The organism is Mycobacterium sp. EPa45, from assembly GCF_001021385.1.
In the GTDB taxonomy this organism is placed as follows: domain Bacteria; phylum Actinomycetota; class Actinomycetes; order Mycobacteriales; family Mycobacteriaceae; genus Mycobacterium.
In genome coordinates this window covers 5,565,131-5,580,448 of sequence record NZ_CP011773.1, presented here as the reverse complement: position 1 = coordinate 5,580,448, position 15,318 = coordinate 5,565,131, and the positions used below count along the sequence as shown (strand labels likewise).

Below are 15,318 nucleotides of genomic sequence, written 5' to 3'. Positions count from 1 at the left end.
CGCTAACCGAGGCCCGTCAGCGCCAGCCCGCCGAGCGCCACGATCCAACTCGCGAAACTGCCGACCAAGAAGTACTCGGTGACATCGTCGATGCCGATACCGCCGTTCTCCCGGGCCTTTTGAGCGTTGATCTCCGGGAAGCGGATCACGCTTTTCGCCGCGACCACGGCGGTTGCGGCGGCGAGCTGCCCAGCCAAGCTCAGCCCGAGGATCAACAGTCGCTCCATCGGTCCCAACAGCCGGCCGCCCTTGAGTCGATCGGACGGCTGCGGCTCGCCGGCCGGCTTGACCGCCCCAACCGATCCGAGCAGCAACCGGACCAGTTGGTTGCCGGTCACCAGTTGCAGCAGAATCACCCCCGCTACCAACACGATTCGGCTCGGGTCGGTCCCCGTCACCGGCGCCCAGTCAACCCAGGCCCCGACCGGGCCTGCCACGGCTGACCCAAGCCCGGACAGCACGATCAACGTCGCCAGCGCGGCGCCGAACAGCACCAACGGCGCGACCTGCCAGCGGCCCCCGGCGCGCTCGGCGGGGGTACACGACAGCTCCCACGCCGCCGCCGCGACCACCGCGATGCCGACCAGAAGCAGATCGCCGAGATGCCACAGACCGCACAGCGCAGCGGTGAGCACCGCGACCACCGGGCCGGCGACGACGGCCGGCCACAGGGGTCGCGTCAGCCTGCGCACGATATCGGCGCAACCGACGGCGATCAGGAACACCGCGACCCCGCTCATCGCACGGCTCGCAGTTGTTCGCAGGCCAGCACCAGAAGATCCAGTCCGTCGCGCGCGGTCCGCTGGGACACCGCCGATGCGCTGATGCCTTCCATGGCCGCCAGTTCCTTCTTGGTCTTGTGGTCGAGTAGTCCCCTCAGCAATCGCAGGGACCGAGCATCTATCGATCCAAGCAGGTGGTCCCGACATAACAGGGCGGCGTTGACGGCGTCGGGGTCGGGCCCGGTCTCGCCGTGGCGCCGGTAGGCGGTGCGCACTGTTGCGAGTGCCGGCTGCTGCTGCGCGGCCGCGGTCCACTCGATGGCGTCGCGCGCCGACCACCAGCCGGGGCCGTCCTGAATTCCGGTTTCGGCATCCAGCACGGTCATGTCGCCCCAGCCGATACCGAAGCGGATGTCGATGTCCGGCTCCAGTGCCAGGCGCACGGTCAGTGCGGCGTCGATCGCGGCGCCGACTGTGGGAAAACTGCCCTGGAATTCGTCGCCGACCGTGAACCCCAACGGAGTGCCTGCGAGTGTCCGACTGATACGTCGGTGCAGCTCGGCCCGGTCCGCGGCGTGCCGGGAACCGACCACGTCGCCGAGCAGCGCTGCGCGCGACGATGAAGCAATCGACTTCACTTCAGTCATATGAAGACTATAGCTTCATTTCACTCAACTGAAGCAAATAGCTTTATTCGATGAACGCGCTCGCGGCCTGAAGATGCTTGACGGCGTCGGCGACGATCGAGTCGATCAGCTCGGCGCACGACGGCAGGGTCTCGATGATCCCGGCGACCTGTCCCGAGGCCAGCACGCCCGCCTCGGTGTTGCCCTCTACCAGTCCGGCCTTCAGCAGCATCGGCGTGTTGGCGGCCATCAGCACCTGCGACCAGGTGAGGTCCTTGCCGCGCCGCATCGCCAGACCGTCGCGGATCATCCCCGACCATGTCATCTGGGACATCTTCTTGAACTTGGCCGCGTTGCGAACCGCGGCGGCGAAGCCGCGGACCGGTGAGCCGCTCTCGAGCTTCTCGACGAGTTCGGTGCGCAGCACCCGGTGTGGCATGCCGTCGACACGGGTGGAGACCACGGTGCCGTCCAGTGCGGCATTGAGATACCGCTGCTTGATTTCCTCGGGCACCGTCGAATCCGATGTCAGCAGGAACCGGGTTCCCATCGCCACACCCGCCGCGCCGTACGACAGTGCCGCGGCCAGGCCGCGTCCGTCGAAGAAGCCACCGGCGGCGATCACCGGAATGTCCACCGCGTCGAGCACCGACGGCAGCAGCAGCGTGGTGGCGACCGGGCCGGTGTGTCCGCCGCCCTCGCCACCCTGCACGATCACGGCGTCGGCACCCCAACTCGCCACCTTGCGGGCGTGCTTGGCCGCGCCGACCGACGGAATCACCACGGAGCCGGCCTCTTTGAGCTTGGCGATCAGCTCCTGTTTGGGAGCCAGCGCGAAGGATGCGACCTTGACGCCCTCGCGGATCATCAAGTCGACCCGATCGCCGGCGTCGGCGCCGTCGGCGCGAATGTTCACCCCGAACGGCTTGTCGGTTGTGTCCTTCACCTTGCGGATGGCGGTCGCGAGTTCGTCGATCGTCATCGTCGCCGAGGCCAGGATGCCCAGGCCGCCGGCATTGGACGTCGCCGAGACCAGCCGGGCGCCGGCCACCCAGCCCATGCCGGTCTGTACCACCGGGTGTTCGATGCCGATGAGCTCGGTCAGTGGCGTCTTAAGATGAGCGGCCATTACCTTACTTCTTTGTCTCGCAAGGACTTCGGGTCGATGACCTCTTGCAGCAGCTTCTGCTCCTCGCCGGAGGGAAGACGCGAAGTCTCGGCCTCGCCCAGACCGTGCACCTCGAACGAGGTGTTCTCGGCGACCTGCTCAGGCTCCACGCCGGGATGCAGCGACACCGCCCGCATCTGGTGGTCGGGTCCGTTGAAGTCGAACACTCCGAGGTTGGTCACCACGCGGTAGACGTTGACGAAGCGGTATGCCGGATTGTCCGGATCGACCTTGTCCCAGCCGATTCCGGAGACGATGTCGACATCCGTGCCGAAGACCCGCTTGGAGTGGTTGCCGACCCAGTAGCTGGTGGCGTGGTTGATGGTGTTGCCGGGGGCGCCGCGTACACCGAACATCTGGCGGGTCGGATGCTGCAGCGGGCCGAAGGCCGACAGGTTCTGGTTGCCGTACCGGTCAATCTGGTTGGCGCCCATCACCACGTGGCGACGGCCCCAGGCCAGCGTCTCGAAGACGCGGCCGAACGGCATCCAGCCCTCGATCGCGGCGGCGGCACCGATGGCGGGCGTGTCGGCGATCAGCCGGGCCTCGCCGTCGGTCAGCACGATGTCGGGGGAGAAGGTCAATCGGGCCAGCCGGGCGCCGATCGACACGATCGTCGTCATCGGACTGACCATGATCTCGCCGGCGTCACGGAACAATTCGGCGCAGGCGACGGCGCACACTTCGGCGCGGGTTGCGGAGATCATGCCTGCTCCTCCTTGAACTTGCGCACGGCGGCTTGGTAGTCGTCCTCGCTGCCCGACAGGTAGGTCGAGACGAACTCGGCCCAGCTCTCTTCGGAGGCCGCGGCCTCTGCATAGTGCCGCTGGAATTTCTCATCGCGACGGTAGTCGGGCTCGGCAGTGGTGAAGTGCGCGCCGTTGGGCGCCTCGACGACCTTGTCGACCATCATTCGGTTGATCAACAGCGACTGTGGCGGAACGGATTTGACCAGTTCTTCGGTGGGCACCACCTTTTCCACCGACAGCAACCGCTTCTCGGCCGACATCAGGAACAGGTCGTCGAAGTAGGGGTCGATGCCGGTGTAGGCCGCATTGCCCCGTGCGTCACCGAGATTCATGTGCACCAGCGCGACGTCGAGGTTCAGGGCGGGCATGGCAACCAGCTCCTCATAACCCGATCCGGTCTTGTAGGGGGACTTGACGGTCTTGAGCTCGTCACCCCAGAATGCCCGCACGTCGCTGCCCAGCCCGGCGCGGATCGGCAGGAACGGCAGTCGTTGTGCGGCGGCTTGCAGACCGCAGCGCAGCATGCCCTCGTCCATCTCTCGTGCCTCGATCGCCCCCGTCGTGCGCGCCTTGGCGAACCACGGGTCGTAGAACGGTGGCGAGTCCAGCGACACGAAGCCGTAGTAGACGCGCTTGACCTTGCCCGCCGAACACAGCAGACCGAGGTCGGGGCCGCCGTAGGTGACGACGGTCAGGTCGGTGACGTCGGTGCGCAGCAGTGCCCGGATGAAGGCCATCGGCTTGCGCCGGGAGCCCCAGCCGCCGATGCCGATCGTCATGCCGGTTTCGACGGATGCGACGGCCTCGTCGAGAGTTGTTCTCTTATCGCTCATTTCGCCCCCTTGTCCGTACCGGCGAATGCGTCGCGATGCTCATCGGAGACACCGGCAAGATTCAGCTCGAAGGTGAAGCCCTGTTCCATCCGGTATCTCGCGTTGACCGGCTGGATGTCGATGAAGTTGAGGGCTTCCTTGGCGGCGCGGATCACCCGGGTGTCCTTGGACGCGATGTCACGTGCCACCCGCAGCGCTGCCTCGTCGAGCTCGGCGCGCGGCACCACCTCGTGCACCGACCCGAAGTGGTGCAGGGTCTCGGCGCTGACGGTCGCGGCGGTGAAGAACAGCCGGCGCATCAGGTGTTGCGGCACCAGCCGGGAAAGGTGGGTGGCCGCCCCCAGAGCACCACGCTCCACCTCCGGCAGGCCGAACTTCGCATCGTCGGAGGCGACGATCACGTCGGCGTTACCGACCAAACCGATACCACCGCCGACACAGAAGCCGTTCACTGCGGCGACTACCGGGACCGCGCACTCGTATACCGCGCGGAACGCTTCGAAGCAGCCGCGGTTGGCGTCGATCAGAGCGGTGAAGCCCTCGGTGTTCTGCATCTCCTTGATGTCGACACCGGCATTGAACCCGCGACCCTCGGCGCGCAGGATCACCACGTGCGTGGACATGTCGCGGCCTGCGGCGGTGATGGCGTCGGCAAGCTCGAACCAGCCGCGGGAGGGGATCGCGTTGACGGGCGGATAGTTCACCGTGACGGCGACGATGCCCGGCTCGACGGTGCTGGTGGTGATGGTCATCGGGATACCTGGGCCACTTCCTGACGGGGTGAATACCTAAGCAAGCACTTGCTTGGTACGCTAGCACAGTGACCGAAGCGGCTGACAGCGGTATCAACCTGCAATTGAGCGCCTCCGTCGTCCTGGTGACCGGGGGTGTGCGTGGTGTCGGCGCCGGAATCAGCGCCGTATTCGCCGCGCAAGGCGCCACCGTCATCACCTGCGCCCGCCGACCGGTCGACGGATCCCCGTATGAGTTCCGCGCCTGCGACATCCGCGACGACGAGGCGGTCAAGGCGCTCATCGACGGCATTGCCGCCGATCACGGTCGCCTTGATGTGGTCGTCAACAACGCGGGCGGGTCGCCCTATGTGCCGGCCGCCGAAGCCTCGGCGAAGTTCAGTACCAAGATCGTCGAGCTGAATCTTCTTGGTGCGCTGTCGGTTTCACAGCACGCCAACGCCGTGATGCAGACTCAGGACTCCGGTGGGTCGATCGTCAACATCACCAGCGTGAGCGGCCGGCGGCCCACCCCGGGCACCGTCGCGTACGGGGCGGCCAAGGCCGGCATGGAAAGCATGACCACCACGCTGGCCGTGGAATGGGCCCCGAAGGTCCGGGTCAACTCCGTCGTCGTCGGAATGGTCGAAACCGAACAGTCCGAGCTCTTCTACGGCGACGCCGATTCCATCGCGGCGATCGCCAAGAACGTGCCGCTGGGCAGGCTGGCCAAACCCGAGGACATCGGTTGGGCCACTGCGTTTCTCGCCTCACCGGCGGCGTCCTACATCAGCGGTGCGTCGCTGGAGGTGCACGGTGGCGGGGAACCGCCGCACTACCTTTCGACCACCACTGCCGACATCAAATAAGGAGACACAATGGGACTTCTCGACGGTCGGGTGGTCATCGTCACCGGTGCCGGTGGTGGCATCGGGCGTGCGCACGCACTGGCGTTCGCCGCTGAGGGGGCGCGGGTCGTGGTCAACGACATCGGGGTGGGCCTCGACGGCTCGCCGGCCGGTGGCGGCAGCGCTGCGCAGGGCGTCGTCGACGAAATTGCCGCCGCCGGTGGGGAAGCCGTTGCCAACGGCTCCAACGTCGCCGACTGGGCTCAGGCCGAGGCATTGATCCAGAGCGCTGTCGACACCTTCGGCGGGCTCGACGTCCTGGTGAACAACGCCGGCATCGTGCGAGACCGCATGTTCGCCAATACGTCCGAGGAAGAGTTCGACGCCGTTACCGCGGTGCACCTCAAGGGGCACTTCGCCACGATGAAGCATGCGGCCGCCTACTGGCGCGCGCAGTCCAAAGAAGGCAAGACCGTCGACGCCCGCATCATCAACACCAGCTCGGGCGCCGGTCTGCAAGGCAGTGTGGGACAGGCGAACTACAGTGCCGCCAAGGCGGGAATCGCTGCACTGACTCTGGTGGCCGCTGCCGAGATGGGCCGCTACGGCGTCAGCGTCAACGCCATCGCTCCGTCGGCACGCACCCGGATGACCGAAACCGTGTTCGCCGACATGATGTCCACGCAAGACAAGGCCTTCGACGCGATGGCGCCGGAGAACATCTCACCGCTGGTGGTGTGGCTCGGCAGTGCGGAGTCGAAGGACGTCACTGGCCGGGTGTTCGAGGTCGAGGGCGGCATCATCCGGGTGGCCGAGGGTTGGGCCCGCGGTGCTGAAGTGGACAAAGGCGCCCGCTGGGACCCGGCCGAGCTCGGTCCGGTGGTCAGCGACCTGCTCGCCAACTCGCGCACCCCGCTGCCGGTCTTCGGAGCCTAGGGCTCGCACACCACCAGCGGGATGCGCCGGTCCGCGGCATCCTGATATCCCTTGTACGGCGGGTAAATTCGCGTCAGCTGGCGCCAGTAGACCCGGCGCTCGTCGTCGGTGGCGTCCCGCGCGGTCATGTCCTGCACCTTATCGCGCACCTGAACCCGGACCTTCGGGTCGGCCTTGAGGTTCAGGTACCACGCCGGGTTGGAGTCGCGGCCACCGTAGGACGCCGGCAGCACGACACGCTCGCCGTCCTGCAGATACAACGTGGCGGTTGTGCGCGGCCGGCCTGACTTGCGGCCCGTGGTCGTCAGCAGTGCGGCCGGGAACCACAGGAGCCTGGCGCCCAATATCCCGTTCGTGCGGCGATACACCGCAATGTGGGCGCGGGCGAAGTACTTCATGGCCTTCGCCAGCAGGGTCGAGTTGCGAATGGGATGGGACTCTTGGCTCACCCCAAAGAATTGCCCAGCTTTACGGATCGCAAATCACGATCGGGATGACCCGGTCGGTCCACGATTTGTAGTCTTCGAAACCCTTGTAGAAAGCCGTCAACTTGGGCCAGTACTCGGCACGCTCGGCTTCTGTGGCATCGCGCGCAGTCAACTCGAGCACCTCGTCCTTGATTTGAACCTTCACCTTCGGGTTCGCCTTGAGGTTGAGGTACCAGAGCGGGTGCTTGTCGCTGCCGCCCTGGGACGCGACGAGCACCACTCGGTTGCCTTCGCGGAGGAAGAGCAGCGGCGCCACCCTCGGTTCACCGCTCTTGCGTCCGATCGTCGTGAGCAGCGCCACCGGCGCGCCTTCGAGGAAACTCCCGCCGACCTTGCCGTTGCTCGCCTTGTACACCGCGGTCTGTCCGCGGGACATCCACTTGATGATGAACTTCGTCATCGGGGTGTCGAGGCCCTTGGGGCGCGGTTTGGGCAAGAAGAGCTCCTCGGGCTAGCGGGTCAGGAACGGGCGAATGTTCGCCCGGATGTGATGGATCTTGCCATCGCCGGCTGGGATCAGAAACGTCTCGTCGATGTGCGCGCCGACCTTCCGTCCGGCCAGTGACGGTTTGGTGACCAGATCGAAGCGAGCATGTACCTCGTCGCCGGACACACTGAACTCAGGCTCGGTCACCGACGCGATCACCCGATACTGCAATCCGCGATTGAGGCTGCGGCGCAAGTGGTTTCCGGAGAAGCCGGTCTTCAGCCCGACCTCGACGCGGGTGCAGCCGGGCGCGAACGGCACGTCGTCGGCACGGTGGCTGGCCAGCGCCTGGATGTAGGCGCGTGCCGCCGCGATCCGCTCCGATTCGGTGACCGGCTCGCCAGGCGCCGCAGCCACTAGATCCGCTCGATGATGGTGCCGGTCGACAGCGCGCCGCCGGCGCACATGGTGATCAGCGCCGTGTTTTGATCGGTGCGCTCGAGCTCGTGCAGCGCGGTGGTGATCAACCGGCTGCCCGTGCTGCCGACGGGGTGGCCCAGTGCGATCGCGCCGCCGTTGACGTTCACCTTGTCCATGTCGGCCTCATGGACCTGGGCCCAGCTGAGCACCACGGACGCGAAGGCCTCGTTGATCTCCACGAGGTCGATGTCACCCAACTTCATGCCGGCCTTCTCGAGCACCCGCGCGGTCGACTGGACCGGACCGTCGAGGTGGTAATACGGCTCGGCACCGACGAGGGCCTGGCTGATGATGCGCGCCCGCGGCTTGAGCCCGAGTGCCCGCGCCTTGTCCTCGTCCATCCACAGCACCGCCGCGGCGCCGTCGGAGATCTGCGACGAGGTCCCCGCGGTGTGGATGGCGCCTTCCATCACCGGCTTGAGCCCGGCGAGGCCCTCCATCGTGGTGTCGCGCAGGCCCTGGTCGCGGCTGACCATGTGCCGCTCCTCGGTGGGCCGCTTGTTCTGGTCGATCACCGGCGCCTCGATCGGGGAGATCTCACGGTCGAAGCGGTGCTCGTCCCACGCCCGCTTGGCCCGTTGCTGAGACAGGAAGCCGAGGTGATCGAGGTCCTCACGGGTGATGCCGCGGCGCTTGGCAATTCGCTCGGCGGCGGTGAACTGGTCCGGCATGTCGATGTCCCACGACGCGGCGCGGATCAGCGAGCGGTCCGGGCCGGCGTTGGCGCCCAGACCGACGCGGCTCATGGCCTCGATACCGCAGGCGATACCGACGTCGATCGCGCCGGTGGCGATCAGCCCGGCGATCAGGTGGTTGGCCTGCTGGGCGCTGCCGCACTGGCAGTCGACCGTGGTGGCGCCGATCTGCTCGGGCAGTCCGGCGGTCAGCCATGCCACCCGGGTGATGTTGTTGGACTGCTCGCCGTACTGGGTGACGCAACCGCCGATGGCCTGCTCGACCTCGTTGGCGTCGATGCCGGCCCTGTCGATCACAGCTTTCTGGACGGCCCCCAACAATTCGGTCGCGTGCAGACCGGACAGCCAGCCGCCGCGCTTACCGATGGGGCTGCGAGTGGCTTCGACGATGACAGGATTACCCATGAGGTCAGGCTAGAACACGTTTCATTAGTCTGACAAGCGAGGATGCTTTTGCGCCTTTTGTCTGCGGTGAAGGCATGTTTTACTGGCACTAGAACACGTCATATTGAGGAGCGCACGACCATGCCAACCCCCAACATTCCGCCCGGCTTCGACTTCCTGGACCCAGACCTGTGTGTCGAGCGGCTGCCGGTGGAGGAGCTCGCCGAGCTGCGCAAGGTCGCGCCGATTTGGTGGTGCGAACAGGCTATCGGCAAGGGCGGCTTCAACGACGGCGGCTACTGGGTCGTCACCAAGCACAAGGACGTCAAAGAGGTCTCGCGGCGCAACGACGTCTTCCTCAGCTCCCCCAACACCGCCATCCCGCAGTTCCCGGACGAGATGGCGCGCGAGGATATCGACCTGCAGAAGGTCGTCATGCTCAACATGGACGGCGACTATCACGATCGCCTGCGCCGGATCATCTCCAAGGGGTTCACCCCGCGGGCCATCGGGGCGCTGCGCGACGAATTGGACCGGCGGGCCCAGATCATCGCCAAGGAGGCCGCCGCCCACGGCAGCGGCGACTTCGTCGAGCAGGTGGCGTGTGAGCTCCCGCTGCAGGCGATCGCCGATTTGCTGGGCGTGCCCCAGGAGGATCGCGACAAGCTGTTCCGCTGGTCGAACGAGATGACCGGCAACAGTGACGAGGAGTTCGACGTCGATCCCAAGCAATCGTCGATGGAGGTCCTGGCCTACGCCATGCATATGGCCGAGGTGAAGGGGAAGAACCCCGGCAACGACATCGTCACCGCGCTGATCAACGCTGACATCGACGGCGAGAAGCTCTCCGATGACGAGTTCGGCTTCTTCGTGATGATGCTGGCCGTGGCCGGCAACGAGACCACCCGCAACTCGATCACCCACGGCATGATCGCCTTCGCCAACAACCCCGACCAGTGGGAGCTCTACAAGAAGGAGCGCCCGGAGACCGCGGCCGACGAGATCGTCCGGTGGGCGACTCCGGTCACCGCGTTCCAGCGCACCGCCGGCGAGGATGTCGAGCTGTCCGGTGTGCAGATCAAGAAGGACCAGCGGGTGGTGATGTTCTACCGCTCGGCCAACTTCGATGAAGAGGTCTTCGAGGACCCCTACACCTTCAACATCCTGCGCAACCCGAACCCGCATGTGGGCTTCGGCGGCACCGGGGTGCACTACTGCGTCGGCGCCAACCTCGCCAAGATGACGATCAACTTGATCTTCAACGCCGTCGCTGACCACATGCCGGATCTCGCCTCGGCGGGCACGCCGGAACGGCTACGTTCGGGGTGGCTCAACGCAATCAAGCACTGGCAGGTCGACTACACCGGAGCCTCGGCTTAAGTATTTCGCAGCAGGAATCAAGGAGGATTCTTTCGTGGACTTCAGTCCGGACGAAGGGCAGCAGGCTGTCACCGATGTGGTGACCTCCGCGCTCGAACGGGACAACAGTTGGGACGCGTTGGTATCCGGCGGCATCGTGGCCTTCGGCGTCCCGGAGCGGCTCGGCGGCGACGGCCTCGGACTGGCCGAGATCACCGCGGCGCTCACCCAGATCGGCAGGTTCGGCAACGTCAGTCCCGCGTTCGCGACGCTGGGTCTGGGCCTGCTTCCGTTGCTGGACTTGGCCTCCGACTCCCAACAGGATCGTTACCTCGCCGGCGTGGCCAAGGGTGCGGTGCTGGCCGCGGCACTCAACGAGCCGGGGCATTCGCTGCCCGAGCGGCCGGCGACGCGCCTCGCCGACGGCAAGCTGAACGGGACCAAGGTCGGCGTTCCCTATGCGGAGCAGGCCGAATGGCTCGTGGTCAGCACGGACAGCGGTGTGGTCGTCGTGTCGCCCAAGGCTGACGGTATTTCGCTGACTCAGACGCCGACGTCGAATCACTCTGACGAATATGTCGTCACCTTCCGAGACACTCCGGTCGCTGACGCAGATGTGTTGGGCGGCAACGACTCCGTTCGACGGATCAACCAGCTGGTGGTGGCAGCGGTTGGCGCTTATGCCGCCGGTCTGGTGGCGGGCGCGTTGCGGCTCACTGCGGACTACGTCGCAAACCGGCACCAGTTCGGCAAGCCGTTGTCAACCTTCCAGACGGTCGCCGCGCAGCTCGCCGAGATCTACATCGCCTCGCGGACCATCACGCTGGCGGCGACGTCGGTGGCCTGGTTGCTCTCCGAAGGCCGGGACGCGACCGAAGACATTGACGTCCTTGGCTATTGGGTGACGTCGCAGGCGCCTCCGGTCATGCAACTGTGCCATCACCTGCACGGCGGCATGGGGATGGACATCACCTATCCGATGCACCGGTACTACGAGTCGATCAAGGACCTGACCCGGTTCTTGGGCGGCAAGGCACATCGCCTCGAACTGGTGGGAGCGTAAACATGTTCATCGAGCTGACACCCGAGCAGAAGCAGTTACAAGCCGAACTGCGGGAATACTTTTCGAATCTCATCTCGCCTGAGGAAGCCAAGGCGATGGAGTCCGACCGGCACAACGAGACCTATCGGGCCATCATCAAGCGAATGGGCTCCGACAACAAGCTGGGTGTCGGCTGGCCCAAGGAGTATGGCGGGCTGGGCTACGGCCCCATCGAACAGTCGATCTTCGTCAACGAGGCGCAGCGCGCCGACGTGCCGCTGCCCGCGGTGACGCTTCAGACCGTCGGGCCGACACTTCAGCAGTACGGGACCGAGGCGCAGAAGAAGAAGTTCCTGCCCGCGATCCTGGCCGGTGAGGTGCACTTCGCCATCGGTTACAGCGAACCGGAGGCCGGGACCGACCTGGCGTCATTGCGGACGTCCGCGGTACGCCAGGGTGACGAATACATCGTCAACGGCCAGAAGATGTGGACCACCGGCGGGCACGACGCCGACTACGTCTGGCTGGCCTGCCGCACCGACCCGGAAGCCGTGAAGCACAAGGGCATTTCGATCCTGATCGTCGACACCAAGGATCCGGGTTACTCCTGGACGCCGGTCATCCTGTCGGACGGCGCCCACCACACCAATGCGACGTACTACAACGACGTCCGGGTGCCCGCCGACATGCTCGTCGGTGAAGAAAACGGCGGATGGCGGCTGATCACCACCCAGCTCAACAACGAGCGGGTGATGCTCGGACCGGCCGGCCGGTTCGCGGCGCTGTATGACCGGGTGCACGCATGGGCATCCAAGCCCGGCAGCAACGGGGACACTCCGTTGGATCACGACGACGTCAAACGCTCGCTCGGCGAGCTCAAGGCGATGTGGCGGATCAACGAGCTGCTCAACTGGCAGGTCGCGGCGTCCGGGGAGGACATCGACGTCGCCGACGCCGCCGCTACCAAGGTCTTCGGCACCGAGCGCATTCAGTACGCGGGTCGGTTGGCTGAGGAAATCGTTGGCACACACGGCAATCCGGCTGATCCGGATACTGCGGAGCTGCTGGACTGGCTGGACAGCCAGACCAAGCGCAATCTGGTGATCACCTTCGGTGGCGGAGTGAACGAGGTTATGCGAGAGATGATCGCGGCTGCCGGTCTGAAGGTGCCGAGGGTTCCGCGGTGAGTGCAGTCGACGACATCAAGGCCGCCGCCGAGCGGGTCAAGGCCGAAGGTAAGAGCAAGCCGCGGGTTGGCAGACATCCGGTCAACCAGCCGATGATCGACCACTGGCTCGACGCGATCGGCGACAAGAACCCGATCTACGTCGACGAGGCGGCCGCCAAGGCGGCCGGACATCCGGGGCTTGTTGCGCCGCCCGCGATGATCCAGGTGTGGACGATGATGGGTCTCGGTGGCGTCCGTCCCGATGACGACCCGCTCGGCAAGATCATCGAACTGTTCGATGACGCAGGCTATATCGGTGTGGTCGCGACCAACTGCGAGCAGACGTATCACCGCTACCTGCGACCCGGCGAGGAGGTCAGCGTCGCCGCCGAGCTGACCGACGTCGTCGGCCCGAAACGCACCGCGCTGGGTGAGGCGTTCTTCATCACCCAGACCATCACCTGGTCGGTCGGCGATGAGGATGTCGCCGAGATGATGTGGCGCATCATGAAGTTCATTCCATCTGATCAAGAAACCAAGGCCTCCGGTTCCTCGGTGCCGGACGATCTCGATGCCGACTCCGCCATGCGGCCTGCGTCGTCGAGGGACACCAAGTTCTTCTGGGACGGCGTCAACGCGCACGAACTGCGCATCCAGAAGCGTGACGACGGCACGCTGGTTCATCCACCGGTTCCGGCGCTGTGGCTGGATAAGGAACAGGAGACCGATTACGTCGTCGCCAGCGGCAACGGCACGGTGTTCAGCTTCGTCGTGCACCACGCGCCGAAGGTGCCCGGCCGCACGCTGCCGTTCGTCATAGCTCTCGTCGAGCTCGAGGAGGGTGTTCGGATGCTCGGCGAGCTGCGCAACGTCGACCCCTCGACCGTGGAGATCGGAATGCCGGTTCGCGCAATGTATATCGACTTCCCGGCCAATGACGTCGGGCCGGCCTGGACCAACTACGCGTGGGAGCCCGCCAAATGAGCGCACCTGCCATCGAAGTCGGCACCAAGCTGCCCGAACTGAAGTTCTACGGCGACCCGACGTTCATCGTCTCGACGGCGATCGCCACCCGGGACTACCAGGATGTCCACCACGACCGGGACAAGGCGCAGGCCAAGGGGTCCAAGGACATCTTCGTCAACATCCTCACCGACACCGGTCTGGTGCAGCGGTTCATCACCGACTGGGCCGGGCCGACCGCCGTCATCAAGTCGATCGGTCTGCGCCTGGGGGTGCCCTGGTACGCCTACGACACGGTGACGTTCTCAGGTGAGGTCACCGCAGTGGAGGACGGTTTGATCACGCTGAAAATCGTGGGCAACAACAGTCTTGGCGATCACGTGATCGCGACTGCCACCTTGACGATCGGTGCCGCGTAATGCCGGGCGAGCTGAGCGGCAAGGCCGCGATCGTCGGTATCGGCGCCACCGACTTCTCCAAGAACTCTGGCCGCAGCGAGTTGCGGCTGGCGTCGGAGGCGGTGCTCGACGCACTTGACGACGCGGGCCTCACGCCGGCCGACGTCGACGGCATGACGACATTCACGATGGACTCGAACACCGAGGTCGCGATCGCCCGGGCCACCGGTATCGGTGACCTGAAGTTCTTCTCCAAGATCCACCACGGCGGCGGCGCCGCCTGCGCGACCGTGCAGCAGGCGGCGATAGCCGTGGCCACCGGTGTCGCGGATTGCGTTGTGGCATATCGCGCTTTCAACGAGCGTTCCGGGATGCGGTTCGGCCAGGTGCAGATGCGGCTGGTCGAGAACGCGGATTCCACCGGGGTGGACAACTCGTTCTCCTACCCGCACGGCTTGTCCACGCCGGCAGCGCAGGTGGCGATGATCGCCCAGCGCTACATGCACCTCTCCGGTGCGACAAGCCGCGATTTCGGCGCGGTGTCGGTCGCCGACCGAAAGCACGCGGCCAACAACCCGAAGGCGTACTTCTACGAGAAGCCGATCACCATCGAGGATCATCAGGCCTCGCGATGGATCGCCGAGCCGCTGCGGCTGCTGGACTGCTGCCAGGAGACCGACGGTGGTGTGGCGCTGGTGATCGTCTCGGCCGAGCGCGCCAAGGACCTCAAGCACCGGCCCGCCGTCATCGAGGCTGCGGCGCAGGGATCGAGCCCGAACCAGTACTCGATGACGAGCTACTACCGGCCCGAGCTGGGACTGCCCGAGATGGGTTTGGTAGGCAGGCAGATGTGGGAGCAGTCCGGTCTGACGCCGGCCGACATCCAGACCGCGATCCTCTACGACCACTTCACGCCCTTCACGCTGATTCAGTTGGAGGAGTTGGGATTCTGCGCACAAGGTGACGCGAAGGATTTCGTCAAGGACGGTGCGCTGGAGATCGGTGGGCGGTTGCCGATCAACACTCACGGCGGTCAGCTGGGTGAGGCCTACATTCACGGCATGAACGGAATCGCCGAAGGTGTGCGCCAGCTGCGCGGAACCTCGGTGAACCAGGTCGACAATGTCGAGCACGTGCTCGTCACCGCCGGCACCGGCGTCCCGACGTCGGGCCTCATCCTCGGCTGACTTGCAGGCGGCGCCTCCTCGCGGCGAATGTAACGCCACGGCGCAGAATCGATCGATTCGCCGCCGTGGCGTTCCTGTCGCGGGCTTGTCGGCCCTCCGCGGCACACTTCCGCC

At 65.7% G+C, this 15,318-nt stretch carries 18 protein-coding genes; 8 read left to right on the top strand and 10 right to left on the bottom strand.

Annotated features, from left to right (window positions below; genetic code table 11):
• Positions 1 to 2: 2 nt before the first annotated feature.
• From AB431_RS26470 to echA20, 6 genes are read right to left on the bottom strand one after another with little or no spacing between them, the layout of a single operon-like run.
• The gene (locus AB431_RS26470; RefSeq protein WP_047332447.1) at positions 3 to 740 is read right to left on the bottom strand and encodes a hypothetical protein; all 738 of its coding nucleotides are present in this window, start codon (positions 738 to 740) and stop codon (positions 3 to 5) included.
• The gene (locus AB431_RS26465) at positions 737 to 1,369 is read right to left on the bottom strand and encodes a SatD family protein (RefSeq protein ID WP_047332446.1); all 633 of its coding nucleotides are present in this window, start codon (positions 1,367 to 1,369) and stop codon (positions 737 to 739) included. Before AB431_RS26465 ends, AB431_RS26470 begins: the two co-directional genes overlap by 4 nt.
• Positions 1,370 to 1,412: 43 nt before the next feature.
• On the bottom strand, positions 1,413 to 2,477 hold the full coding sequence (ipdC, locus tag AB431_RS26460) for a (3aS,4S,5R,7aS)-5-hydroxy-7a-methyl-1-oxo-octahydro-1H-indene-4-carboxyl-CoA dehydrogenase (protein ID WP_047332445.1): 1,065 nt from the start codon (positions 2,475 to 2,477) through the stop codon (positions 1,413 to 1,415).
• Positions 2,477 to 3,223 carry a cholesterol ring-cleaving hydrolase subunit IpdB gene (gene ipdB / locus AB431_RS26455; protein WP_047332444.1) on the bottom strand — a complete coding sequence of 249 codons (747 nt, stop codon included), beginning with the start codon at positions 3,221 to 3,223 and terminating at the stop codon, positions 2,477 to 2,479. Before ipdB ends, ipdC begins: the two co-directional genes overlap by 1 nt.
• Complete coding sequence (ipdA, locus tag AB431_RS26450; RefSeq protein WP_047332443.1) at positions 3,220 to 4,098, bottom strand: cholesterol ring-cleaving hydrolase subunit IpdA; 879 nt, start codon at positions 4,096 to 4,098, stop codon at positions 3,220 to 3,222. The genes ipdB and ipdA overlap by 4 nt, the downstream gene beginning before the upstream one ends.
• A complete protein-coding gene (gene echA20, locus AB431_RS26445; protein ID WP_047332442.1) occupies positions 4,095 to 4,850 on the bottom strand; it encodes a (7aS)-7a-methyl-1,5-dioxo-2,3,5,6,7,7a-hexahydro-1H-indene-carboxyl-CoA hydrolase in 756 nt (251 codons plus the stop codon). The genes ipdA and echA20 overlap by 4 nt, the downstream gene beginning before the upstream one ends.
• 68 nt (positions 4,851 to 4,918) lie before the next feature.
• Here echA20 and AB431_RS26440 point away from each other — a divergent pair, with 68 nt between their 5' ends.
• The gene (locus AB431_RS26440; RefSeq protein ID WP_047332441.1) at positions 4,919 to 5,698 is read left to right on the top strand and encodes an SDR family oxidoreductase; all 780 of its coding nucleotides are present in this window, start codon (positions 4,919 to 4,921) and stop codon (positions 5,696 to 5,698) included.
• Positions 5,699 to 5,707: 9 nt separating this feature from the next.
• Positions 5,708 to 6,613 (top strand): SDR family oxidoreductase, encoded by a 906-nt coding sequence (locus tag AB431_RS26435; RefSeq protein WP_047332440.1) that lies wholly within the window; start codon positions 5,708 to 5,710, stop codon positions 6,611 to 6,613.
• Here AB431_RS26435 and AB431_RS26430 read toward each other — a convergent pair.
• The 4 genes from AB431_RS26430 to AB431_RS26415 form a co-directional block, all read right to left on the bottom strand.
• Complete coding sequence (locus AB431_RS26430) at positions 6,610 to 7,011, bottom strand: nitroreductase family deazaflavin-dependent oxidoreductase (RefSeq protein ID WP_047333826.1); 402 nt, start codon at positions 7,009 to 7,011, stop codon at positions 6,610 to 6,612. The genes AB431_RS26435 and AB431_RS26430 overlap by 4 nt on opposite strands.
• Positions 7,012 to 7,081: 70 nt before the next feature.
• Positions 7,082 to 7,501: a nitroreductase family deazaflavin-dependent oxidoreductase gene (locus AB431_RS26425; protein ID WP_369803093.1), complete on the bottom strand. Its 420-nt coding sequence runs from the start codon at positions 7,499 to 7,501 to the stop codon at positions 7,082 to 7,084.
• A gap of 51 nt (positions 7,502 to 7,552) precedes the next feature.
• Complete coding sequence (locus tag AB431_RS26420) at positions 7,553 to 7,945, bottom strand: hypothetical protein (protein ID WP_047332438.1); 393 nt, start codon at positions 7,943 to 7,945, stop codon at positions 7,553 to 7,555.
• Positions 7,945 to 9,108, bottom strand: a complete 1,164-nt coding sequence (locus AB431_RS26415; RefSeq protein ID WP_047332437.1) for a steroid 3-ketoacyl-CoA thiolase — start codon at positions 9,106 to 9,108, stop codon at positions 7,945 to 7,947. The genes AB431_RS26420 and AB431_RS26415 overlap by 1 nt, the downstream gene beginning before the upstream one ends.
• Positions 9,109 to 9,228: 120 nt before the next feature.
• Between AB431_RS26415 and AB431_RS26410 the strand changes: the two genes are divergently transcribed.
• Genes AB431_RS26410 through AB431_RS26385 form a run of 6 tightly spaced genes read left to right on the top strand, consistent with a single transcriptional unit; the run spans position 9,229 to position 15,204 of the window.
• A complete protein-coding gene (locus tag AB431_RS26410) occupies positions 9,229 to 10,467 on the top strand; it encodes a cytochrome P450 (protein ID WP_047332436.1) in 1,239 nt (412 codons plus the stop codon).
• A 34-nt stretch (positions 10,468 to 10,501) separates the two neighbouring features.
• A complete protein-coding gene (locus AB431_RS26405; protein WP_047332435.1) occupies positions 10,502 to 11,509 on the top strand; it encodes an acyl-CoA dehydrogenase family protein in 1,008 nt (335 codons plus the stop codon).
• 2 nt (positions 11,510 to 11,511) lie between these two features.
• A complete protein-coding gene (gene fadE29, locus AB431_RS26400; RefSeq protein ID WP_047332434.1) occupies positions 11,512 to 12,675 on the top strand; it encodes an acyl-CoA dehydrogenase FadE29 in 1,164 nt (387 codons plus the stop codon).
• Complete coding sequence (locus AB431_RS26395; RefSeq protein WP_047332433.1) at positions 12,672 to 13,640, top strand: bifunctional MaoC family dehydratase N-terminal/OB-fold nucleic acid binding domain-containing protein; 969 nt, start codon at positions 12,672 to 12,674, stop codon at positions 13,638 to 13,640. Before fadE29 ends, AB431_RS26395 begins: the two co-directional genes overlap by 4 nt.
• Complete coding sequence (locus AB431_RS26390) at positions 13,637 to 14,038, top strand: MaoC family dehydratase (protein ID WP_047332432.1); 402 nt, start codon at positions 13,637 to 13,639, stop codon at positions 14,036 to 14,038. Before AB431_RS26395 ends, AB431_RS26390 begins: the two co-directional genes overlap by 4 nt.
• Positions 14,038 to 15,204, top strand: coding sequence for a lipid-transfer protein (locus AB431_RS26385; protein WP_047332431.1), 1,167 nt, complete (start codon positions 14,038 to 14,040; stop codon positions 15,202 to 15,204). The genes AB431_RS26390 and AB431_RS26385 overlap by 1 nt, the downstream gene beginning before the upstream one ends.
• Positions 15,205 to 15,318 lie beyond the last annotated feature (114 nt).

What these genes read in the sequence shown, in the direction of transcription:
- fadE29 (WP_047332434.1), top strand. Translation starts at nt 11,512, where the DNA reads ATGTTCATCGAGCTGACACCCGAGCAGAAGCAGTTACAAGCCGAACTG.
- AB431_RS26415 (WP_047332437.1), bottom strand. Translation starts at nt 9,108, where the DNA reads ATGGGTAATCCTGTCATCGTCGAAGCCACTCGCAGCCCCATCGGTAAG.
- AB431_RS26410 (WP_047332436.1), top strand. Translation starts at nt 9,229, where the DNA reads ATGCCAACCCCCAACATTCCGCCCGGCTTCGACTTCCTGGACCCAGAC.
- AB431_RS26385 (WP_047332431.1), top strand. Translation starts at nt 14,038, where the DNA reads ATGCCGGGCGAGCTGAGCGGCAAGGCCGCGATCGTCGGTATCGGCGCC.
- ipdC (WP_047332445.1), bottom strand. Translation starts at nt 2,477, where the DNA reads ATGGCCGCTCATCTTAAGACGCCACTGACCGAGCTCATCGGCATCGAA.
- AB431_RS26435 (WP_047332440.1), top strand. Translation starts at nt 5,708, where the DNA reads ATGGGACTTCTCGACGGTCGGGTGGTCATCGTCACCGGTGCCGGTGGT.
- AB431_RS26465 (WP_047332446.1), bottom strand. Translation starts at nt 1,369, where the DNA reads ATGACTGAAGTGAAGTCGATTGCTTCATCGTCGCGCGCAGCGCTGCTC.
- AB431_RS26430 (WP_047333826.1), bottom strand. Translation starts at nt 7,011, where the DNA reads ATGAAGTACTTCGCCCGCGCCCACATTGCGGTGTATCGCCGCACGAAC.
- AB431_RS26425 (WP_369803093.1), bottom strand. Translation starts at nt 7,501, where the DNA reads ATGACGAAGTTCATCATCAAGTGGATGTCCCGCGGACAGACCGCGGTG.
- ipdB (WP_047332444.1), bottom strand. Translation starts at nt 3,223, where the DNA reads ATGATCTCCGCAACCCGCGCCGAAGTGTGCGCCGTCGCCTGCGCCGAA.
- echA20 (WP_047332442.1), bottom strand. Translation starts at nt 4,850, where the DNA reads ATGACCATCACCACCAGCACCGTCGAGCCGGGCATCGTCGCCGTCACG.
- ipdA (WP_047332443.1), bottom strand. Translation starts at nt 4,098, where the DNA reads ATGAGCGATAAGAGAACAACTCTCGACGAGGCCGTCGCATCCGTCGAA.
- AB431_RS26470 (WP_047332447.1), bottom strand. Translation starts at nt 740, where the DNA reads ATGAGCGGGGTCGCGGTGTTCCTGATCGCCGTCGGTTGCGCCGATATC.
- AB431_RS26390 (WP_047332432.1), top strand. Translation starts at nt 13,637, where the DNA reads ATGAGCGCACCTGCCATCGAAGTCGGCACCAAGCTGCCCGAACTGAAG.